The organism is Sphingomonas caeni, assembly GCF_026013415.1.
GTDB lineage: Bacteria > Pseudomonadota > Alphaproteobacteria > Sphingomonadales > Sphingomonadaceae > Sphingomonas > Sphingomonas caeni.
In genome coordinates this window covers 1-20,086 of record NZ_JAPDOK010000004.1, presented here as the reverse complement: position 1 = coordinate 20,086, position 20,086 = coordinate 1, and the positions used below count along the sequence as shown (strand labels likewise).

20 protein-coding genes and 1 pseudogene are annotated in these 20,086 nt (G+C 67.9%); 12 read left to right on the top strand and 9 right to left on the bottom strand.

Features of this window, described 5'->3' with window-relative positions; all coding sequences use genetic code 11:
• Positions 1-34 precede the first annotated feature (34 nt).
• The 5 genes from OF829_RS11620 to OF829_RS11600 all read left to right on the top strand — a co-directional run bounded on the left by OF829_RS11620 (position 35) and on the right by OF829_RS11600 (position 3,746).
• Complete coding sequence (locus OF829_RS11620) at positions 35-1,147, top strand: S-(hydroxymethyl)glutathione dehydrogenase/class III alcohol dehydrogenase (protein WP_264940216.1); 1,113 nt, start codon at positions 35-37, stop codon at positions 1,145-1,147.
• 1 nt (position 1,148) lies between these two features.
• Complete coding sequence (locus tag OF829_RS11615; RefSeq protein WP_264940215.1) at positions 1,149-1,547, top strand: VOC family protein; 399 nt, start codon at positions 1,149-1,151, stop codon at positions 1,545-1,547.
• Positions 1,547-2,383 carry an S-formylglutathione hydrolase gene (fghA, locus tag OF829_RS11610; protein WP_264940214.1) on the top strand — a complete coding sequence of 279 codons (837 nt, stop codon included), beginning with the start codon at positions 1,547-1,549 and terminating at the stop codon, positions 2,381-2,383. The genes OF829_RS11615 and fghA overlap by 1 nt, the downstream gene beginning before the upstream one ends.
• Positions 2,384-2,448: 65 nt before the next feature.
• A complete protein-coding gene (locus OF829_RS11605; protein WP_264940213.1) occupies positions 2,449-3,333 on the top strand; it encodes a TraB/GumN family protein in 885 nt (294 codons plus the stop codon).
• Positions 3,333-3,746 (top strand): DUF1440 domain-containing protein, encoded by a 414-nt coding sequence (locus OF829_RS11600; protein WP_264940212.1) that lies wholly within the window; start codon positions 3,333-3,335, stop codon positions 3,744-3,746. Before OF829_RS11605 ends, OF829_RS11600 begins: the two co-directional genes overlap by 1 nt.
• A gap of 289 nt (positions 3,747-4,035) precedes the next feature.
• On the opposite strand, the gene OF829_RS11595 is transcribed toward OF829_RS11600, so the two are convergent.
• On the bottom strand, positions 4,036-4,794 hold the full coding sequence (locus OF829_RS11595; RefSeq protein ID WP_264940211.1) for an exonuclease domain-containing protein: 759 nt from the start codon (positions 4,792-4,794) through the stop codon (positions 4,036-4,038).
• 389 nt (positions 4,795-5,183) lie between these two features.
• Here OF829_RS11595 and OF829_RS11590 point away from each other — a divergent pair, with 389 nt between their 5' ends.
• Entirely contained in the window at positions 5,184-6,305 is a 1,122-nt protein-coding gene (locus OF829_RS11590) for a tetratricopeptide repeat protein (RefSeq protein WP_264940209.1), read from the top strand.
• Positions 6,306-6,464: 159 nt separating this feature from the next.
• Here the strand turns inward: OF829_RS11590 and pgmG are convergent, their stop codons facing one another.
• The 3 genes from pgmG to OF829_RS11575 form a co-directional block, all read right to left on the bottom strand.
• Positions 6,465-7,853, bottom strand: coding sequence for a phosphoglucomutase/phosphomannomutase PgmG (gene pgmG, locus OF829_RS11585; RefSeq protein WP_264940208.1), 1,389 nt, complete (start codon positions 7,851-7,853; stop codon positions 6,465-6,467).
• 89 nt (positions 7,854-7,942) lie between these two features.
• On the bottom strand, positions 7,943-8,197 hold the full coding sequence (locus tag OF829_RS11580; protein WP_264940207.1) for a J domain-containing protein: 255 nt from the start codon (positions 8,195-8,197) through the stop codon (positions 7,943-7,945).
• Positions 8,197-8,988, bottom strand: coding sequence for a division plane positioning ATPase MipZ (locus OF829_RS11575; protein WP_264940206.1), 792 nt, complete (start codon positions 8,986-8,988; stop codon positions 8,197-8,199). Before OF829_RS11575 ends, OF829_RS11580 begins: the two co-directional genes overlap by 1 nt.
• Before the next feature lie 79 nt (positions 8,989-9,067).
• Between OF829_RS11575 and panC the strand changes: the two genes are divergently transcribed.
• Together panC and OF829_RS11565 are read left to right on the top strand one after the other, a co-directional pair.
• A complete protein-coding gene (gene panC / locus OF829_RS11570; protein WP_264940205.1) occupies positions 9,068-9,904 on the top strand; it encodes a pantoate--beta-alanine ligase in 837 nt (278 codons plus the stop codon).
• A gap of 255 nt (positions 9,905-10,159) precedes the next feature.
• Complete coding sequence (locus OF829_RS11565) at positions 10,160-10,456, top strand: SEL1-like repeat protein (RefSeq protein ID WP_264940204.1); 297 nt, start codon at positions 10,160-10,162, stop codon at positions 10,454-10,456.
• A 4-nt stretch (positions 10,457-10,460) separates the two neighbouring features.
• Here OF829_RS11565 and OF829_RS11560 read toward each other — a convergent pair whose 3' ends face one another.
• Together OF829_RS11560 and topA are read right to left on the bottom strand one after the other, a co-directional pair.
• Complete coding sequence (locus OF829_RS11560) at positions 10,461-12,551, bottom strand: copper-transporting P-type ATPase (RefSeq protein WP_406701424.1); 2,091 nt, start codon at positions 12,549-12,551, stop codon at positions 10,461-10,463.
• 145 nt (positions 12,552-12,696) lie between these two features.
• The gene (gene topA / locus OF829_RS11555) at positions 12,697-15,225 is read right to left on the bottom strand and encodes a type I DNA topoisomerase (RefSeq protein WP_264940203.1); all 2,529 of its coding nucleotides are present in this window, start codon (positions 15,223-15,225) and stop codon (positions 12,697-12,699) included.
• A gap of 77 nt (positions 15,226-15,302) precedes the next feature.
• On the opposite strand from topA, the gene OF829_RS11550 reads away from it, so the two are divergent.
• Positions 15,303-15,842, top strand: a complete 540-nt coding sequence (locus OF829_RS11550) for a hypothetical protein (protein ID WP_264940202.1) — start codon at positions 15,303-15,305, stop codon at positions 15,840-15,842.
• 38 nt (positions 15,843-15,880) lie between these two features.
• Entirely contained in the window at positions 15,881-16,864 is a 984-nt protein-coding gene (locus tag OF829_RS11545) for a 2OG-Fe(II) oxygenase (RefSeq protein ID WP_264940200.1), read from the top strand.
• On the opposite strand, the gene dprA is transcribed toward OF829_RS11545, so the two are convergent.
• Positions 16,861-17,940: a DNA-processing protein DprA gene (dprA, locus tag OF829_RS11540; protein WP_264940199.1), complete on the bottom strand. Its 1,080-nt coding sequence runs from the start codon at positions 17,938-17,940 to the stop codon at positions 16,861-16,863. The two genes, OF829_RS11545 and dprA, sit on opposite strands and share 4 nt — an antisense overlap.
• On the bottom strand, positions 17,933-18,556 hold the full coding sequence (gene plsY / locus OF829_RS11535) for a glycerol-3-phosphate 1-O-acyltransferase PlsY (protein WP_264940198.1): 624 nt from the start codon (positions 18,554-18,556) through the stop codon (positions 17,933-17,935). The genes dprA and plsY overlap by 8 nt, the downstream gene beginning before the upstream one ends.
• 188 nt (positions 18,557-18,744) lie before the next feature.
• Here plsY and murI point away from each other — a divergent pair, with 188 nt between their 5' ends.
• Entirely contained in the window at positions 18,745-19,542 is a 798-nt protein-coding gene (murI, locus tag OF829_RS11530) for a glutamate racemase (RefSeq protein ID WP_264940197.1), read from the top strand.
• On the opposite strand, the gene OF829_RS11525 is transcribed toward murI, so the two are convergent.
• Positions 19,539-19,700 (bottom strand): hypothetical protein, encoded by a 162-nt coding sequence (locus tag OF829_RS11525; RefSeq protein WP_264940196.1) that lies wholly within the window; start codon positions 19,698-19,700, stop codon positions 19,539-19,541. The genes murI and OF829_RS11525 overlap by 4 nt on opposite strands.
• A gap of 252 nt (positions 19,701-19,952) precedes the next feature.
• Between OF829_RS11525 and OF829_RS11520 the strand changes: the two are divergent.
• A pseudogene (locus OF829_RS11520) lies at positions 19,953-20,086 on the top strand (5-aminolevulinate synthase); the annotation flags it as partial.

Below are 20,086 nucleotides of genomic sequence, written 5' to 3'. Positions count from 1 at the left end.
GGCGGCGGGCAAGATCCAAGCGAGGGGAGTCCGTATGAAAACCCGTGCCGCCGTGGCGTTCGAAGCGAAAAAGCCGCTCGAAATCGTCGAACTCGATCTCGAAGGCCCCAAGGCCGGCGAGGTGCTGGTCGAGATCATGGCGACGGGCATCTGCCATACCGACGCCTATACGCTCGACGGCTTCGATTCGGAGGGCATCTTCCCGAGCGTACTGGGGCATGAGGGCGCGGGCATCGTCCGTGAGGTCGGACCGGGGGCCACCAGCGTGAAGCCCGGCGACCATGTCATCCCGCTCTACACCCCCGAATGCCGCCAGTGTAAGTCGTGCCTCAGCGGCAAGACCAACCTCTGCACCGCGATCCGCGCGACCCAGGGCAAGGGGCTGATGCCCGACGGCACCAGCCGCTTCAGCTACAAGGGGCAGACCATCTTCCACTATATGGGCTGCTCGACCTTCTCGAACTTCACCGTACTGCCCGAGATCGCGGTGGCGAAGATCCGCGAGGACGCGCCGTTCCAGACCAGCTGCTATATCGGCTGCGGCGTCACCACCGGGGTCGGCGCGGTGGTCAACACCGCGAAGGTCCAGGCGGGCGAGAATGTCGTCGTGTTCGGGCTTGGGGGCATCGGGCTCAACGTGATCCAGGGCGCCAAGATGGTGGGTGCCGGCAAGATCGTCGGGGTCGACATCAACCCCGACCGCGAGGAATGGGGCCGCAAGTTCGGCATGACCGATTTTGTCGACGGCCGGGGCAAGGACCGCGCGGCGGTGATCGCCGAAATCCTCGAGCTCACCGATGGCGGCGCCGACTACAGCTTCGACGCGACCGGCAATACCGAGGTGATGCGGACCGCCCTGGAATGCTGCCACCGCGGCTGGGGCGAATCGATCATCATCGGCGTGGCCGAGGCGGGCAAGGAAATCGCGACGCGCCCCTTCCAACTCGTCACCGGCCGCGTGTGGAAGGGCACCGCATTCGGCGGCGCCAAGGGCCGGACCGACGTCCCCAAGATCGTCGACTGGTACATGAACAAGAAGATCGAGATCGACCCGATGATCACCCATGTGCTCAGCCTCGAGGAGATCAACAAGGGCTTCGACCTGATGCATGCCGGCGAGAGCATCCGCAGCGTGGTGGTGTACTGAGATGTTCAACCATATCATGCTCGGCTCGAACGATATCGAGCGGTCCAGGGCCTTCTACGACGCGGTACTCGGTACGCTCGGCTTCGCGGGCGAACCGATCCGCAACGTCAACGCCACCGGCCAGACCCGGCTATTCTACCGGCACGATGGCGGGACGCTGTGCATTTCCGAGCCGATCGACGGGGAACCCGCGACCTGCGCCAATGGCGGCACGATCGGGTTCAAGTGCGGCTCGGCCGAGCAGGTGGCGGCGTTCCACGATGCCGGCGTCGCGCATGGCGGCACCTCGATCGAGGACCCGCCCGGCGAGCGCGACGGCGGCGCGCTGGGGCCGATGCATCTCAGCTATATCCGCGATCCGGACGGCAACAAGCTCTGCGCGATCTACCGGGCCGGGTGATGGAGACGGTCAGCACCAACCGGGCGCATGGCGGGGTGCAGGGCGTGTACAGGCACGCCTCGTCCGCGACCGGCACCGGCATGATCTTCTCGGTCTATGTGCCCCCGCATGCCCAGGGCGTGAGGCTGCCGGTGCTCTGGTATCTCTCGGGCCTCACCTGCACGCACGCCAACGTCACCGACAAGGGCGAGTATCGCCGGGCCTGCGCCGAGCATGGCGTGATCCTCGTCGCACCCGACACCAGCCCGCGTGGCGAGGGCGTGCCCGATGTTCCCGAATATGATTTCGGCCAGGGCGCGGGCTTCTATGTCGACGCGACCGAGGCGCCCTGGGCGGCGCATTTCAGGATGCGATCGTACATCGAGCAGGAGCTGCCCGCGCTGATCGCCGAACAATTTCCGATGGCCGATATGGGCCGTCAGGGCATTACCGGTCATTCCATGGGCGGGCACGGCGCGCTCACCATTGCGCTGCGCAACCCCGGCCGCTTCCGCAGCGTCTCCGCCTTCGCGCCGATCGTCGCGCCGAGCCAGGTCCCGTGGGGTGAGAAGGCGCTGGGCGGCTATCTGGGCGCCGACCGCGCGGCATGGCGGACCCATGACGCCGTCGCGCTGATCGAGGACGGCGCCCGGCTGTCCGATCTGCTCGTCGATCAGGGCGACGCCGATGCCTTCCTCGCCGAACAACTCAAGCCCGAACTGCTGGAGGCCGCATGCGCCGCCGCCGGCATCCCGCTGACGCTCCGCATGCAAGCCGGCTACGACCACAGCTATTATTGCATCTCGACCTTCATGGCCGATCACGTCGCCTGGCACGCGGCACGGTTGAAAGGCTGAGGCGATAACCGCATCTTAAGCGGCGACGGCAAAACTCGTGTCTCATTCCGGGGAGCTTCCTGCCCATGTTGAAGATGTTCGCGCGCGCGCTGACGGCGCTGGCGCTCCTGCTCACCCCCGCCGCCCATGCCCAGACGGTCAAGGATGCCGATCCGGCGATCTGGGTGGTGCGCGATCGCGACACGACCATCTATCTCTTCGGCACCTTTCATGCGCTAAAGCCGGGCCTGACCTGGTTCGACGAGGCGGTGAAGGACGCATTCGACAAGAGCGACGAGGTGATGCTGGAAATGGTCCTGCCCGATGCCGCGACGGTGCAGGACGCGGTGCGGCGGATCGCCTATCACCCGGGCGGACCGACGATCACCGAGCTGCTGCCGCAGGACAAGCGCGCGCCCTATGCCGCGGCGATGACCGGGCTGGGCGTGCCGCCCGCGATCTTCGAGAATTTCGATCCCTGGCTGCCGGCGGCGACGCTCAGTTCGGTCTCGCTGCCCAAATATGGCTTCGATCCCAATCTCGGCGCCGAGCATGTCATCACCGACGCCGCCACGGCCGCGGGCAAGCCGGTGGGCGGGTTCGAGACGGTCGATCAGCAGCTCGGCTTCTTCCACGAACTGCCGCAGCCGATCCAGGTCAAGTTCCTCGTCCAGACGATAGACGAGCTGCCCAAGCTGGGCGCCACGCTCGATTCGATGCTGGACAAATGGTCGGCGGGCGATGCCGAGGGGATCGGCAAGTTGCTCAACGAGGATCTGGACCAGACCCCCGAAATGGCGAGCGTGCTGCTGTTCCAGCGCAACGAGCGCTGGGCCGGCTGGATCGCCGAGCGGATGGAGCGCCCCGGCACGGTGTTCATCGCGGTCGGCGCGGGGCACCTTACCGGGCGGAACAGCGTGCAGGACTATCTCGCCAAGCGCCACCTGACCGCCGAGCGGATCCCCTATTGATGGCCCGCAGCCGAACGGTTCAGGGTCCGCGCCCCTTTGTCGGCCTCGCCGCCGGGATCGCCGCAGGCCTGGTCGCGGCCGCGGCGATGGCGGCGTTCGAGGCGCAGGCGTCGAAGCTGATCGAGGACGAGGGCGGTGACGCGCCCGACGAGCCCGAGGGCGGGGCGGCGCCCTATATCGTCGGTGCGGTGATCGGCGGCATCTATGGCGTGATCAGCGAGTATCGGCCCGAGGCGAGCGGCGGCTTCACCGGCACCTATGGCATCGCCGCCGCTGCGCTGGCCGACCCCGCGGGCTCGCTGGGGCTGGATAGCGGCGCGGACGAGGCGCCGGACGCGATCCGGACCGCCTCGAACCTGGTGTTCGGCGCGGTGCTCGAAGGCGTGCGCTGGCTGATCGGCGGGCGGCGCTGAACGACCGGCTTAAGGTCCCGCACATCGCGTTCATTGGTGACCTTTCCCCGAGGGGATTTGCGCATCCTGTTGGAGCCAGGGAGCACCATGAGCAAAAGGCGATCGACGGTTCAAAGAGCGGCCTGAACTTCCAGCCAGCCGATTGCAGCAGGAGAAATCCAACATTTCAAGCGGTTAAAGTCAGCTCGACTCAAGACCGTCATCCCGGCGAAAGCCGGGACCCAGAGTCACAAGGGTTGACCTGCCTGGCCCTGGGTCCCGGCTTTCGCCGGGATGACGATCTGGTGGGTTAGAGCAGCAGATCCTGCGCCGTCGTGCGGCCGATGCTGCCCCCGCCGCGCCGCCGCTCATATTCGGTGCGCGCGGTGAAGCGGACATCCTCGTCACGGTCGCCCATGAAGCCCTGCAGCACCTCGTCCTCGACCTCGGTCCATTCCTTGCCGCGATCGGGGCCGTAGCGGACGCGCGGGAGCAGGCCGGGAATGCTCGACCATTCGATCAGCTGCGCCACGCTCGCCTCGTTGAGCATGTCGCGCAGATGGTGCGCGGTCACATAGGCATCGGGAAAGGCGCGGTGCGCGGGAAGGCCGCGTTCATGCTCGAGTCCTTGCGGGTTGCGCCAGTAGCGCAGCACCTGGTTCGAGAAGCTGGGGCTGTCCGGCCAGAGCCGGAGCGCGCATTTCCAGGTGCAGATCCAGTCGGCGCCCTGGGTGAGCGCGGGGGTGCAGAATTGCTGCTCGAAGCTCGCCCGGTGCGCCGCGAGCGCGATCCGGCGCGGCCAGGGATTGAGGATCGGACGCGCGCAATCGTGCCACCAGGGCGCGTCGGCCACATCCTGATCGCGGATATGATGGATCGCGGTGGTGATCGGGTTCATCTGGCGGCCCGGATTGACGAGCTGCGCCCCGCCCTCGCCGAGCAATTCCCAGCGCCCGCTCTCGCTCAGCGCGACATCCTGCCAGCCGATCTCGCACACGCCATGCGCGGGCGGCGCCTGGCCGGTTGTCTCGAGATCGATGACGCGGATGATCTGGGGGGGTGACGCCATGGCGCGCGATGTGGGGGCAATGACCGCTAAAAGCGAGTCCTTCTTGCCCCCACCCCGGCGCGTGGGGGGCGCCGCGCCGGTTGACTAATAGCGCATCGAAAAAAAGCATCCGCAATTTGTTTTGCATCAACTTCCCTCTATCGCGAGTCATCGATAATCTAATGCTCTCAATAATTGAGATCATAGTCAATTACTTAAAGTTGGTATCGTCACATTAATTACTACTCATAATGGCAGTAACTTTATTTCTTTTCAGGTCAAAGGCGCAGAATTGCATGACACGCGTTGGTATTAGGCGAACTTTGCTTGGTTTGCGCCGGCCATCGGAGGGCTGCACCGGGAGATTTTAGCGATGGACCTGTCAGCCGGCCTGAGGGAAGATCGCGCACATGATGCGCCTTGCCTCCGCCCTCGTCTTCGCCCCGCTGATTGGCGGGATCGCCAGGCCGGCGCAGGCGCAGAGCCAATCGATCGAGATCAACGGCAAGCGCCTGAGCCTGTCCTCCGAAGAAGCCAAGGCGCTGGGGGCGGTCAGCAACACGATCCCGGGCCGCAACCGCCCGCTCCAGGACAATGCGCTCGCCAGGGCGCGCAGCATCGTGAAGAGCCCCGATGCGCGCCACGTGCTCGCGCTGTACGAGCTCGAGATCGGCACCCAGCGTGGCGACAATGCGATGCGCATTCCCGCGCTCGATGTGCTGATCGCGAGCGACCTGACCTCGGCGCAGAGTCTTGCCTCCTATCTGTCGGTGCGCGGCGGGATCGCCTTTGACGCGCACGACTTCGCGACGGCGAACACGCTGTGGACGCGGCTGCTGGCGATGAAGCCCGACGATCCCGATGCGCTCGCCAATCTGGCGCAGGTGCGCATCGCCCAGAATGATCCGGCGGGCGCGATCGATCTGATCGAGCGCGCCATCGCGAAGCTGACCGCGGCGCACCGGCCGGTTTCCGAGGCGCTCTATCGCCAGCGGCTGAGCATCGCCAACCAGGCGAAGCTGGCGCGGCCCGCCTTTGCCGCCGCGCTCGATCTGGTCCGCGCCTATCCGAACCCGCGGAACTGGCGCGATGCGCTGGTGGTGTACCGCCAGATCGCGCAGCCGCAGGGCGGGCTCGAGATCGACCTGCTCCAGCTGATGCGCGCGGTGGGAGCGCTGACCCAGCCCGCCGAATATCAGCGGCTGGCGCAGCTGCTCACCCATGCCGGCAGGGCGGCCGAGGCGCGCAAGGTGCTCGATGAGGGGGAGGCGCGCGACGTCATCCCTGCGCTCGACCTGCTGACTCGCCAGATCCGCGCCGAGATCGACCGGGAGATTGCCACAGGGCGCGGCCAGTCCGCCCGGCCCGACGCCGATCCCGCCGCGACCAGCCTCCACCGCGCGATGGCGCTGGCCGCGGCCGGCAATCGTGACGAGGCCCAGTCGGCCTTCCGCGCGCTCGCGGCCCAGCCCGGTGGCTATGGCGAGCTGGCGGGATTCTGGCTGGCGTGGCTGGAGCAGCTGGGGCGTTAGCCGACAAAACTCCCCTCCCTGCAAGGGAGGGGTCGGGGGTGGGTAGCGAGCGTAGCGAGCGATCCGCTCGGTATCGGAAAAAAGAAAAGGCCGGGCATCGAGCCCCGCCTTTTCTAACCCACCCCTAGCCCCTCCCTTGCAGGGAGGGGAAAAGGCAGCTCAGTGCGCCGCCTGCGGGCCGCGCACCAGGCCGCTTGCCGCCAGTTGCGCGTCGATCTGGGCCAGGAGCCGGTCGAGGCCCTCCTGCGACCTGGCCTCGGCGCGTGCGACCAGCACGTCCTGCGTGTTCGAGGCGCGGAGCAGCCACCAGCCATCGGGGGTGTTCACGCGCGCGCCGTCGGTGCGGTTGACCTCGGCGCCTTCGGCCTCGAGCCGGTCGAGCACCTCGTCGATCACCGCGAACTTGCGGGTCTCGTCGACCTGGAAGCGCATCTCGGGCGTGTTGACCATCGCCGGCATCTCGTCCTTGAGCTGAGTCAGCGACTTGCCGATGACATGGATCGCCTGGATCAGCCGGACTGCGGCATATTGGGCATCGTCGAAGCCGTAATAGTTATGCGCGAAGAAGATGTGGCCGCTCATCTCGCCCGCGAGCGGCGCGCCGGTTTCCTTCATCTTGGTCTTGATGAGGGAATGGCCGGTCTTCCACATCAGCGGCTCGCCGCCGAGCTCGGCGATGCGGTCGTAAAGAGCCTGGGATGCCTTGACGTCGGCGATGATCGTCGCGCCCGGCAGCTCGCGCAGCACCGGCTCGGCGAGGATCGACAGGAGCTGGTCGCCCCACACCACCCGGCCCTCGCCGTCGATCGCACCGATCCGGTCGCCGTCGCCGTCGAAGGCCAGTCCGAAATCGAGCTTCTTGTCGGCGACGAGGCGCTTCAGGTCCGCCAGATTCTTTTCTTCGGTAGGATCGGGATGATGGTTCGGGAAATTGCCGTCGACATCGGTGAACAACGTGTGATGCTCACCCGGAAGCAGCTTGACCAGCTTCTCGATCACCGGACCGGCGGCGCCGTTGCCCGTATCCCATCCGACGCGATAGGCGCCGCCGGCATAGCCCGCGAACAAGCGGTCGACATAGAGATCCTCGACATCGGCGTCGGTCACGGTCGTTTCGCCCGAGGGCTCGTCCCAATCGCCTTCCGCCGCCATGCGGCCGATCGTCTGGATATCCTCGCCGAAAAAGGCGCGGTGCTGAAATACCATCTTGAAGCCGTTGTAATTGCCGGGATTGTGGCTGCCGGTTATCTGGATGCCGCCATCCACTTCTAGCGTCGCCTCGGCATAATAGAGCATCGGCGTGGGGCCCATGCCGATGCGGACGACGTCGCAGCCGCTGGCGGTGAGCCCTTCGATCAGCGCGGCTTCGAGCATCGGCGACGAGGTGCGCCCGTCGCGGCCGACCGCGACCCTATGCCCGCCCGCGCGGCGCAGCAGGGTCGCGAAACCGCGCCCGATCGCGCGCGCATCGTCGGGGCCCAGCGCTTCGCCGACGATCCCGCGGATATCATATTCGCGCAGCGAGCTGGGGTGGAACTGATGGGTCATGAGGCCTCCGGGGGAATCGGTTGCGCGCCTAATCCGCGAGGGCGGCGGAAGTTGCAACTGAATCTCCCCTCTCGCTTGCGGGAGGAGGACTAGCGCCGCCTCAGCAGCACGTCCCTTGCCGCATTGATCCGCCGGGTCAGCTCGGCCGAACCGCCCTTGTCGGGGTGGAGCGCGCTGACCAGGCGGCGGTGCGCGGCGCGGATGGCTTCCTCATCGGCATGGGGGCCGACACCCAAGGTCTCGCGCGCCTCGGCCTCGGGCATGCGCGGCGCGGCTCTGGTCGGCTTGCGGAGAAGCAGGAAGATCGCGCCGATGATCAGCGCGGCAATGAGGAATTTTGACATCAGGCGAACAGCGGCATGACCGGTTCCGGAAGCGCCAAGCCGGCCATCATCTCGCGCAGCTCCTGCCGCGCCGCGACATGGCTGAGCGCCATATCCCCGAACTCGCGCGAATCGAGCATGGTGAGGCCCTGCGGGAAGAGCTCGCGATAGATGACGCGCTCGCTGAGCCCCGAGATCACGCGGAAGCCGACGCGCTTCGAGAGCTGGTCGATCGCCTCGGACACGCGCTTCATGTTGCGCGCCTCGATATGCTGGACGCGGTTGCGCAGCACGACCCAGTCGATCGTCTCGCCATCGGTCTTGGCGCGGCGCTTGCGCGATTCCCAGATCAGCTCCGAATAGAAACTGGGCTTGGAGACGCGGTAGGTCTCGGGGTCGACCTGGCCGATCAGGTCGAAATCGACGAAGCTGTCGTTCATTGGGGTGACGAGCGTGTCGGCATTGGTGACCGCGATCCGCGCGAAGCGGTCGTCGCGGCCCGGCGTGTCGATCACGAGGAAGTCGCTGCCCTCGCTCAGCCGGTCGAGCGTTTCGGAGAAGCGGGCGATGCTCTCGCCGTCATGCGTCTCGAAGCGCGGCATGGGGAGGTCGCGCCCGGTGCGCTTGATCGTCTCGACGCGATTGTCGAGGTAACGGCCCATCGTCCGCTGGCGATGATCGAGGTCGAAACAGGCGACATTGGCGCCCTTGGCCGCGAGCGCGATCGCGGTGTGCACCGCGGTCGTTGACTTGCCGGTGCCGCCCTTCTCGTTCGCGAAGACGATGACATGCAGGCGATGCGGTCCGTCCAACACCCGGTTTCCTTTGTTGATCCTCCGGCCGTCCCCCCATAGAAGGCCGCCCCTGCTGTCTTATCGAAAGTGTTAACGCGTGCAAACCGTCCGTCAGCTTCCCGAACTCCGTCAGGCGATTTCCGCCTTTCGCGATGCCGGAGAGCGCGTGGCGCTGGTGCCCACCATGGGCGCGCTCCATGCCGGGCATATGGCGCTGGTGGACGCGGCGAAGCGCGCGGCGGACCGGGTGGCCGTGTCGATCTTCGTCAATCCGACCCAGTTCGGGCCCAATGAGGATTTCGCGCAATATCCGCGCAAGGAGATGGCCGATTCGGCGATGCTCGCCAAGGCGGGGGTCGACCTGCTCTGGATGCCGCCGGTCGAGGTGATGTATCCCGATGGGCTGGAAACAACTGTCTCCGTTTCGGGGGTAAGCGAGGTGCTCGACGGGGCGCACCGGCCCGGGCATTTCGACGGGGTGGCGACGGTGGTGTCGCGGCTGTTCGAGCAGGTGACGCCCGATGTCGCCTTGTTCGGCGAGAAGGACTGGCAGCAGCTCGCGGTGATCCGCCAGATGGTCGCCGACCTCGGTCTGAAGCTCGAGATCCAGGGCGTGGTCACCCAGCGCGACGATGACGGGCTCGCCCTCTCCTCGCGCAACGCCTATCTGATGCCCGAGGACCGCGCCAAGGCGGTGGCCCTGCCGCGCGCGCTGGGCGCGGCGGAACGGGCGATCGCCGATGGCGGCGATCCCGAGGCCGCGCTGGCGCAGGCGCGCGAGACGATGGCCGCGGCGGGGTTCGAGATCGACTATGTCGAACTGCGCGACGCCGCGACGCTGGGCAATCCCATTCCCGGCAAGCCGCGCCGCCTGCTCGCCGCGGCGCGGATCGGCAAGACGCGGCTGATCGACAATATCCCGGTCGGGGGCTGAGAGCCTTTTTGCGAAACTCGCGGAAGAGCGAGTTTCGGTACGGTGCCAGCCCGCTCCCCCCACCCGCCTCCCTTACTTTAATATCCTATGGGAGGCCGGGCGAGGGAGCGGCTGGCGCCGCCTATCGCCGTGAGGCGATCAAACACGATCGTAGCGTTCACGAATATGAACAATTACCGTTAACGCGGTTAACCATTTGTTCGGAACTGGCCTGCCACAAGACCCACACCACGAGGGTGGAAAAGGGGTAGTGACATGGGCAACAGCCTGAAGAGCGCACAGTTCCTGATCGAAAGCCGGCTCCGCGATGCGGCGCGCGGCGATGCCGACGCCTGCTACGATCTCGGCATGGTTTATTCGAGCGGCGCCGACGGCGTCGATCTCGACCTGATCGAAGCGCATAAATGGTTCAACATCGCCGCGATGGGCGGTGATGAGCGCGCCAAGGAATGCCGTGCGGAGATCAGCGAGGACATGACCGCCCGCGAGATCATCGCCGCGCAAAAGGCCGCACGCGACTGGCTCCAGACGACGCAGCGCCGGGCGGCGTGACCGGTCAAAGCCGCGCCGTCCTCAGGCGCAGCGAATTGCCGATCACGGCGACCGAGCTGAACGCCATCGCCGCGCCGGCGATGTCCGGACTGAGCAGCAGCCCCGACCACGGATAGAAGATCCCCGCGGCGATCGGGATTCCCGCCGCATTGAACACGAACGAGAAGAACAGATTCTCGCGGATGTTACGCATCACCGCCCGGCTGAGCCGTCGTGCGCGCACGATTCCGGCCAGATCGCCCTTCACCAGCGTGACTGCGGCGCTTTCCATCGCCACATCGGTGCCGGTGCCCATGGCGATCCCGACATCCGCCGCCGCCAGCGCGGGCGCGTCGTTGATGCCGTCCCCCGCCATCGCCGCCCGCCGCCCCTCGCCGCGCAGCCGCTCGACGATCGCTTGCTTGGCCTCGGGCAGCACATCGGCGTGGATCTCGTCGATGCCGCCGACCTTGCGCGCAACCGCTTCAGCGGTGCGGCGATTGTCGCCGGTCAACATCACCACGCGCACGCCCTCCGCATGCAGCGCCGCGATCGCCGCGCCGGCGCTTTCCTTGACCGGATCGGCCACCGCCACCCATCCGCCGAACGCGCCGTCGACCGCGACGAACATCACCCCCTGACCCTCCGCCCGCATCGCGTCGGCCTCTGCCTCGAGCGGCGCGACGTCGACGCCGAGCCCGGCCATCAGCGCGGCGTTGCCCAGCGCGACTCGCCGCCCCTCGACGCGAGCCGAGACGCCCTTGCCGGTGTGCGATTCGAAATCGACCGCTTCGCCCGGCGCCAGCCCGCGTTCGGCCGCACCCTCGACGATCGCTTCCGCCAGCGGATGCTCGCTGCCGCGCTCGAGTCCGGCGGCGAGCCGCAGCACATCCTCTTCGGTCATCCCCGCGTCCGGGCCGACCGCGACCAGGCGCGGCCGGCCCAGCGTCAGCGTGCCGGTCTTGTCGATCACCAGCGTGTCGACCTTCTCCATCAGTTCGAGCGCTTCGGCGTTGCGGACCAGCACCCCGGCGCCGGCGCCGCGGCCGGTCCCCGTCATGATTGCCATCGGCGTGGCGAGCCCGAGCGCGCAGGGGCAGGCGATGATCAGCACCGACACGGCGGCGACCAGTGCATGGCTCATCGCCGGCGCGGGGCCGAGGATCGACCAGGCGACAAACGCCAGGATCGCGATCGCGATCACCGCCGGCACGAACCAGCCCGAGACCTTGTCCGCCAGCGCCTGGATCGGCGCGCGCGAGCGCTGTGCCTGTGACACCATGTGCACGATCCGTGCGAGCATCGTATCCTGCCCCACGCGCTCGGCGCGCATCACAAGGCTGCCGGTGCCGTTGACTGTCGCGCCGGTCAGCCGCTCGCCCGGCGATTTCTCGACCGGCACGGGCTCGCCGCTGATCATCGATTCGTCGACCGCCGAGCGACCCTCCGTCACCACGCCATCGACCGGCACTTTCTCGCCCGGGCGGACGCGCAGCGGGTCCCCGGGACGTACATCTTCAAGCGGAATATCCTCCTCGCGCCCGTCCGCGCGGACGATGCGCGCGGTGGCGGGCGCGAGCCCCAAAAGCGCGCGGATCGCCCGGCCGGTCGCCGAGCGCGCGCGCAACTCGAGGACCTGCCCGAGCAGCACCAGCGCGACAATCACCGCCGATGCTTCGAAATAGGCGGCAACCATGCCCCCCATCGTCCGAAGCGCGGGCGGGAACAGCCCGGGAAACACGGTCGCCACCACGCTGTAGCCAAACGACACGCCCACCCCGAGCGCGATCAATGTGAACATGTTGAGGCTTCGGTTCCGGACCGACGCGACGCCGCGCACGAAGAAGGGCCACGCCCCCCACAGCACCACCGGCGTCGCCAGCGCCAGCTGGAGCCAGGCCGAAACCGCCATCGGCAGCGGGTGCCATGCCAGCAGGTCGCCGCCCATGGCGAGCACCACCAGCGGCAGCGCCAGCACGGCGCTGACCCGGAACCGCCGGGTCATGTCGATCAACTCGGGGCTGGCGCCGCCATCCTGGGCGGGATCGAGCGGCTCGAGCGCCATCCCGCAGATCGGGCAGTAGCCCGGGCCCGGCCGCCGGATTTGCGGATGCATGGGACAGGTCCAGATCGCACCCGAAGGAAGGACGGCATGATCGGAATGCTGGGCGTGTTCGCTATGAGTCACGGGCGAGCCCTCCGGGTCATGGTCATCAGTGCCTGCCCGTGGCGCGGGAACCGCCCGCTCGCCATTCGCGAGATTACGTAGGCGGCACCTTGACCTTCTTCTTCGCCGGCGCCTTTTTCTTCGGCGCCGCCTTCTTCTTTCCTTTGCCCTTCGCGGGCCCCGCAGCCGCGCGCGCATCGATCAGTTGCGCGGCTTCCTCGAGCGTGAGCTGGTCCTTGTCGATCGACTTGGGGAGCGTCGCGTTGGTGGTGCCGTCGGTGACATAGGCGCCGTAGCGGCCCTCCATCAGCTTGATTTCGGCCTCGGTGCGCGGGTGTGCGCCCAGCACCTTGAGCGGCGCCTGGCTCCCACGCGCGGGGCGGCCGGCATTGGCGGCGGCCTCGGCGAGCTTGACCACGGCGGCGTTCATGCCGGTTTCGAACACCTCCATCGTCGACTGGAGCCGGGCATATTTGCCGTCATGCGCCAGATAGGGGCCGTAGCGGCCGATCGAGGCGGTGATCGTCTTGCCGGTCTCGGGATGATCGCCGATCGTGCGCGGCAGCTTGAGCAGCTTGAGCGCCATTTCAAGGTCGAGCTCGACATCCTTGGGGATCGAGGCGCGCGCGGCCTCCTTGCCCTCGCCAAGCTGGATATAGGGGCCGAACCGCCCCGATTTGCGCTCGACCGGCAGCCCGGATTCGGGATCGTTGCCGAGGATCTCGGCGGCGCCGCCCTCGCCCGTCTCTCCGCCCGGCTGTCCGAAGCGGCGAGTGAACTTGCAGTCGGGATAGTTGGAGCAGGCGACGAACGCGCCGAACTTGCCGCCGCGCAGCGCCAGCCGCCCGGTGCCGCAGGTGGGGCAGAGCCGCGGATCGCTGCCGTCGGCCTTGGGCGGAAACAGATAGGGTTCGAGGAACAGGTCGAGCGCCGCGGTCACTTCGCTCGGCTTCTGCTCCATCACCTCGGTGGTGCGCGGCTTGAAGTCCTTCCAGAAGCTGTCGAGCACCGCCTGCCATTCGGCGCGGCCGCCCGAGACCTCGTCGAGTTCGTCCTCGAGGCCGGCGGTGAAATCATAGCCGACATATTTTTCGAAGAAACGTTCGAGAAAGGCGGTCACGAGGCGCCCGGATTCCTCGGCGAAGAAGCGGTTCTTCTCGATGCGGACGTACGACCGGTCCTTGAGCGTCTGGATGATCGAGGCATAGGTGGAGGGGCGGCCGATGCCGAGTTCCTCGAGCCTTTTGACCAGCGAGGCTTCGGAGAAGCGCGGCGGGGGCTGGGTGAAATGCTGCTCGGCGGTGACCGCCTTCTTGGCGGGGGTATCACCCTGCGAGAGCTTGGGCAGGCGCTTCGATTCCTCGTCCTCACTGTCGTCGCGGCCCTCCTCGTAGAGCGCGAGATAGCCGGGGAAGAGCACGACCTGGCCGGTGGCGCGCAGGCCGTGCTGGCCGGTCGCGTCCTCGAGGTCGATCGTGGTGCGCTCCATCCGCGCGCTCGCCATCTGGCTCGCCAGCGCGCGCTTCCAGATCAGGTCGTAGAGCTTGGCGTGATCGCCCGAGCCCGCGCGGTCCTTGCTGAAATCGGTGGGGCGGATCGCCTCATGCGCTTCCTGGGCGTTCTTGGCCTTGGCGGTGTATTGGCGCGGCTTTTCGGGGACGTAGAAGCCGTCATAGCGCGCGACTACCGCCTTGCGCGCTTCCTGGATCGCGGCGCCATCCATCTGGACGCCGTCGGTGCGCATATAGGTGATCGCGCCGTCTTCGTAGAGCCCCTGCGCGATCCGCATCGTGTGGCTCGCCGAGAAGCCGAGCTTGCGCGCGGCCTCTTGCTGGAGCGTCGAGGTGGTGAAGGGCGGGGGCGGGTTGCGCAGCTGCGGCTTGGTCTCGACCGAGACGACCGAGAAGCGGCCCTCCTCGACCGATTGCTTCGCGGCATCGGCGGTCTTGCCGTCGCCGATCGTCAGGCGCTCGATCTTGTTCCCCCGCCATTTGACGAGGCGGGCAAGGAAGAGGGTGCTGTCCTGCTCCATCTCGGCGGCGACCGACCAATATTCCTGCGCGGTGAAGCTTTCGATCTCGCGCTCGCGGTCGACGATAATGCGCAGCGCCACCGACTGGACGCGGCCCGCCGACTTGGCGCCCGGCAGCTTGCGCCACAGCACCGGCGAGAGGGTGAAGCCGACCAGATAATCGAGCGCGCGCCGGGCCCGGTACGCATCGATCAGATCGGTATCGAGCTCGCGCGGATGCGCCATGGCCTCGAGCACCGCGGCCTTGGTGATCGCGTTGAAGGTGACGCGCTCGACCTCCTTGGGGAGCGCCTTTTTCTGACGGAGCACCTCCTGGACGTGCCACGAAATCGCCTCGCCCTCGCGATCGGGGTCGGTAGCGAGGATCAGCCGGTCGGCCTTCTTCGCCTCGTCGGCGATCTCCCTCAGCTGGCGCGCCTTGTCGGCATAGGCCTCCCACTCCATCGCGAACCCATCGTCGGGGTTCACCGATCCGTCGCGCGGCGGAAGATCGCGGACATGCCCGTAACTGGCGAGCACGCGGTAATCCTTGCCCAGATATTTCTCGATGGTTTTCGCCTTGGCGGGCGATTCGACGATGACAAGCTGCATGGAGTTGGTGTCTGATCCTCTCGCGTACGCGTACGAGGGTGGTGGCCCTCGCGGCGGTTCGTCAAGCGGGGGGATAGATGATGGTGATTTTCGCAATCGCAATGGCGCTGCTAGCGCCGGGCGCAACGGCGCTGATCGCCCAGGCCGGCGAATGGCTGGCGATGCCGATGCCCGAGGGGTTCGTGACGGCCCACCAGCAGACCGCCCAGGTCGGTTCGATCGAGGAGCGCATTCCCCAGGGCGAGACGGTCGAGCAATGGACGCGGATGATCACGCTGATCACGCTCAACACCGATTCCCCGCCCGAAGCCTATGCGGCGGAGTTCGACCAGCGCCTGCAAGGCGGGTGCCCCGGCGCGCGGTCCGCGCCGCACACTGTGTCGCGCATCGGCACACGCGCCGCGTTCGATGGCCAGCTCGATTGCCCGCGCAATCCCGCGACGGGCAAGCCCGAGACGCTCTTCTACCGCGTCACCAGCGCGGGCGGGCGGCTGCACATGGTGCAGGTCGCGTTCCGCAGCGTACCCGATGCCCAGGGGGTCGCCTGGGCGCGCGAGCGGATCGGCAGCGCGGTGCTGTGCACGCCGCGTTCGACCGAGCCGGCGTGCAAGCGCTGAGCTTGCCGCCCGGGCAGGAATGGGGATAGTCGCGCCCGATGGAGCAGCATCCCGATCTCGCCAGGGCCGTCGCGCTCTGGGATGAAGGCCGCCAGGACGAGGCGATCCCGCTAATCGCCAGGCACGCCGATCTGGGCGATCCCGATGCGATGTTCGCGCTCGCCGACATCTATTGGCAGGGCGCCTATGCGCCGCGCGACGGCGCGCTGGCGCTGGGGCTGTTCCGCCAGGCCTCCAACGCGGGGCACGCGGTTTCGGGGCGCGCCTATACCAATTTGCTCGCCAACGGCGCCGGCGGCGTGCGCGACTGGCCCCAGGCGATGGCGCGGCTGCGCTTCGAGGCGCAGAGCGACTCGCGCCGCGCGCATATGCTGCGGCTGATCGAGGCGATGCCGCTGACCCCGACCGGCTTCGTCGCGACCGTTCCGCGCGGCCAAAGGATCTGCGAACGGCCCGAGATCCTTCACTTCCAGCACCTCTTCACGCCCGAGGAATGCGATTATCTGGTGGAGGTCGCCGAGCCCGACCTTGCCCCCGCAATGGTGATGAACAGCGCGGGGCAGGCGGTGCGCGATCCGGTCCGCACCGCCGACGGTTTTGCCTTCCATATCCTGGTCGAGGACCCGGCGACGCATGCGCTCAACCGCCGCCTCGCCGCCGCCAGCAACACGCGCCACGAGCAGGGCGAGCCGCTCTGGGTGCTGCGCTACCAGCCAGGGCAGGAATATCGGCCGCATCTCGACGCGATTCCCGGCTTCACCAACCAGCGCATCCTGACCGCGCTCGTCTATCTCAACGACGATTATGAAGGCGGCGCGACCCTCTTCACCAAGGCGGGTGTCGAAGTGAAGGGGCGCAAGGGCGACGCCATCGTCTTTCGCAACACGATCGAGGGCAGCCGCGCCGATCCGATGTCCGAACATGCCGGGATGCCGGTGACCAGCGGCACCAAATATCTCGCCAGCCGCTGGATCTGCGAGCGGCGGCACGTGCCGAGGCCTGACGAAGCCGCCGGGCGCTAGGCGAAGGACACGCGCCCGCCGGCATGGCGCTCGAGCCTGCCCGCCAGTTCGAGTTCGAGCAACACCATTTGCACCACCGGCGCGGGCAGCGCCGCCTGGCGGATCAGTTCGTCGACCGCGACGGGGACGGGCCCGAGCAAGGCCTTGATCGCCCTGCGGTCGGCATCGTTCGCGTCGGCGGGTGGCTCGGCGCCATAGCGGCTCACGGGCGAGCGCAGCGCGCGCGGGTCGATCGGACGGATCGCTTCGAGGATATCCTCGACCGACTGGACCAGGGTGGCGCCCTCGCGGATCAGCAGGTTGCAGCCCTGCGCGCGCGGATCGAGCGGCGAGCCGGGCACCGCCATCACCTCGCGCCCCGCCTCCGCCGCGATCCGCGCGGTGATCAGCGAGCCCGAGCGCGGCGCCGCCTCGACCACCACCGTGCCGAGCGCGAGCCCGGCGATGATGCGGTTGCGCGAGGGGAAGAAGCGCGCGAGCGGCTCGGTGCCCGGAGGCTGCTCGGCGAGGAGCAGGCCTTCGGTGGCGACGCGTTCCTGGAGCTCGCGATTTTCGGGCGGGAAGGTCACATCGATCCCCGACGCGATTACGCCGATCGTGCCGCTGTCGAGTGAGCCGATATGCGCCGAGGTGTCGATGCCCCGCGCGAGCCCCGAGGCCACGGTCGCCCCCGCCTCGCTCAGCCCGAGCGCGAGTTGGCGGGCGAATCGGCACGCCGCCGCCGAGGCGTTGCGCGCCCCGACCATCGCGATGGTGGTGCGCCGGGCGAGATCGATCCGGCCGCGGGCGATCAGCGCGGGCGGCGCGGTCTCCATTTCGGCGAGCAGCGCGGGATAGTCGGGATCGCCGAGGAACAGATAGCGCGCGCCGAGCCGCTCGACCCGTTCGATTTCGCGTAGCACGGCTTGCCGGTCGGCGAGCATCGGTGCCCGTCCCCCGCCGCGCGCCGCGAGCATCGGCAACGCCTCGATCGCGACCTCGGCGCTGCCGAAGCGCGCGATCAGCTGGGCATAGGTGACCGGCCCGACATTGGCCGACCGGATCAGACGGAGCCGCGCTTCGCGCGCGTCAGCCATCCTGTTTCCGGGCGCCGACGCCCCGTCCGACTCTGGGCTCGGTGCCGCTCAGCAGCCGGTCGATATTCTCGCGATGCTTCCACACCACGATCAGCGCGAGCGCGAGAAAGAGCAGGACGAGATCGGTCCGCCCGAAGAAAGCGGCGCTGACGGGCGCGCTGACCGCCGCGGTCATCCCCGAAAGCGACGAGACGCGGAAGCCCGCGAGCATGCCGAGCCACACCGCGGCATAGACCAGCCCCGAGGGCCAGTGGAGCGCGAGCACCACGCCCATCAGGGTCGCCACGCCCTTGCCGCCGCGGAACCTGAGCCACACCGGATAGCAATGGCCGAGGAACGCCGCCATCGCGCCGAGCATCGCCGTGCCGGGGAAGAGCGCGTCGGCGATCAGCACCGCCGCCGCGCCCTTGGCCATGTCGAGCAGCAAGGTCGCCGCGGCGAGGCCCTTGCGGCCGGTGCGCAGCACGTTGGTCGCGCCGATATTGCCCGATCCGATGCTGCGCAGGTCGCCCGCGCCGCCGAACCGGGTGATCAGCAGGCCGAACGGGATCGAGCCCAGCAGATAGCCGAGCACAAGCGCTCCCAATGCACCCTGCCAGAGTATTTCGGTCTGCAAGCAATCCCCCTGGCGCCCATGATAATCGCTTCTCATGCGCGGGCGCAATGATCTGCTTCATGGGATACCAGACGGCGCGGCTTGGGAAGCCGCGCGTCCCGCGCTAGCCTGAACGCCGGCAGCCCAGGCCCTGACCGGTTGACGGCGCAGATTGACGCGCGGCGGGCGCGGGGCCATCTCCGCGCCCGATGCCCGATACGCGCCCGATCCTGTTCTTCGATTCCGGCGTGGGCGGGCTTTCGGTGCTGGCCCCCACCCGCGCGCTGCTGCCCCAGGCGCCTCTCGTCTATGTCGCCGACTCGGCGGGCTTTCCGTACGGGACCAAGACCGAGGCGGAGATTGCGGGGCGGGTGCCGGCCCTGCTCGGGCGGCTGGCGGAGCGTTACGATCCGCGGCTGATCGTCATCGCCTGCAACACCGCCTCGACGATCGCGCTGGCCGAGGTGCGCAAGGCGCTCGATCTGCCGATCGTCGGCACGGTTCCCGCGATCAAACCGGCGGCCGAGCTGAGCCGGACGCGCGTGATCGGCGTGCTCGGCACCGATGCGACGGTGCGCCAGCCCTATGTCGACGATCTCGCGGCGCGCTTCGCGAGCGACTGTACCGTGCTGCGCCACGGCTCGGCCGAGCTGGTCGACCTTGCCGAGGGGGCGCTGCGCGGGTCCCCGCCCCCGGCCGAGCGGCTGCGCGCGGTGCTGGCCGGGCTCTTCGATCAGCCGGGGGGCGAGCGGCTCGACCTGATCGTCAACGCCTGCACCCATTTCCCGTTGCTCGAGGCCGAACTGGCGGCAGCGGCGCCGCACCCTGTGCGCTTCGTCGATGGCGGCCCCGGCATCGCGCGGCGCGTGGCGTATCTCACCCAAGGGCAGGACTGGCCCGAGTCGCCGGGGCCCGGCCGCGCCGTCTTCACCGCGCGCGACTCGGACACCGGCAGGCTGGCCCCGGCGCTCGCGCGGTTCGGGCTGACCGAAATCGACTCGCTTTAGAGCTGGACCGGCCGCGCCATCAGCGGCTCGCGGACCAGAGCCGCATAGCGTTCCGCGAGTTCGAGATGGATACGGCGCGCGCCAGGCTCGTCGCAGCGCTCGGCGGTCTCGCGCTCCTGCTGCTCCCTTCGGCGGTAATAGTCATGGTCGTGCATCATCGTGGCGGTGTCCCGTCAATCAAGCGGGAGAGCGCTGTCTCTCTGCCGCGGGCCTGCCTGTTGCCGAGTCGCTCGCGGTGTCCCGGCTTATAGCAGAATTCTTCTTCCCCGCCCACCGGCTCCCGATCGGCTTTCGGGGGATTTCGCACACGGCTCGGCGAGGGACAGCCGGACTGTCCGCAGGTGCTGGAAATCCCGCTTCCAAAACGCTAGGAGGCGAAAATGGACACCACGACCAATGTGTCCGCGGGTGTGGACTACTCGCGGGTCTTCAGTTCGGCGATCGACCGGCTTCATGCCGAGGGTCGGTACCGTGTGTTCATCGACATATTGCGCAACAAGGGCGCCTATCCCAATGCGCGGTGCTTTGCGGGGCATAACGGCCC

Excerpts from the sequence above, each read along its gene's own strand:
- OF829_RS11620 (WP_264940216.1), top strand. The coding sequence starts at position 35 with ATGAAAACCCGTGCCGCCGTGGCGTTCGAAGCGAAAAAGCCGCTCGAA.
- OF829_RS11615 (WP_264940215.1), top strand. The coding sequence starts at position 1,149 with ATGTTCAACCATATCATGCTCGGCTCGAACGATATCGAGCGGTCCAGG.
- fghA (WP_264940214.1), top strand. The coding sequence starts at position 1,547 with ATGGAGACGGTCAGCACCAACCGGGCGCATGGCGGGGTGCAGGGCGTG.
- OF829_RS11605 (WP_264940213.1), top strand. The coding sequence starts at position 2,449 with ATGTTGAAGATGTTCGCGCGCGCGCTGACGGCGCTGGCGCTCCTGCTC.
- OF829_RS11600 (WP_264940212.1), top strand. The coding sequence starts at position 3,333 with ATGGCCCGCAGCCGAACGGTTCAGGGTCCGCGCCCCTTTGTCGGCCTC.
- OF829_RS11595 (WP_264940211.1), bottom strand. The coding sequence starts at position 4,794 with ATGGCGTCACCCCCCCAGATCATCCGCGTCATCGATCTCGAGACAACC.
- OF829_RS11590 (WP_264940209.1), top strand. The coding sequence starts at position 5,184 with ATGATGCGCCTTGCCTCCGCCCTCGTCTTCGCCCCGCTGATTGGCGGG.
- pgmG (WP_264940208.1), bottom strand. The coding sequence starts at position 7,853 with ATGACCCATCAGTTCCACCCCAGCTCGCTGCGCGAATATGATATCCGC.
- OF829_RS11580 (WP_264940207.1), bottom strand. The coding sequence starts at position 8,197 with ATGTCAAAATTCCTCATTGCCGCGCTGATCATCGGCGCGATCTTCCTG.
- OF829_RS11565 (WP_264940204.1), top strand. The coding sequence starts at position 10,160 with ATGGGCAACAGCCTGAAGAGCGCACAGTTCCTGATCGAAAGCCGGCTC.
- OF829_RS11560 (WP_406701424.1), bottom strand. The coding sequence starts at position 12,551 with ATGCATCCGCAAATCCGGCGGCCGGGCCCGGGCTACTGCCCGATCTGC.
- topA (WP_264940203.1), bottom strand. The coding sequence starts at position 15,225 with ATGCAGCTTGTCATCGTCGAATCGCCCGCCAAGGCGAAAACCATCGAG.
- OF829_RS11550 (WP_264940202.1), top strand. The coding sequence starts at position 15,303 with ATGATGGTGATTTTCGCAATCGCAATGGCGCTGCTAGCGCCGGGCGCA.
- OF829_RS11545 (WP_264940200.1), top strand. The coding sequence starts at position 15,881 with ATGGAGCAGCATCCCGATCTCGCCAGGGCCGTCGCGCTCTGGGATGAA.
- dprA (WP_264940199.1), bottom strand. The coding sequence starts at position 17,940 with ATGGCTGACGCGCGCGAAGCGCGGCTCCGTCTGATCCGGTCGGCCAAT.
- murI (WP_264940197.1), top strand. The coding sequence starts at position 18,745 with ATGCCCGATACGCGCCCGATCCTGTTCTTCGATTCCGGCGTGGGCGGG.
- OF829_RS11525 (WP_264940196.1), bottom strand. The coding sequence starts at position 19,700 with ATGATGCACGACCATGACTATTACCGCCGAAGGGAGCAGCAGGAGCGC.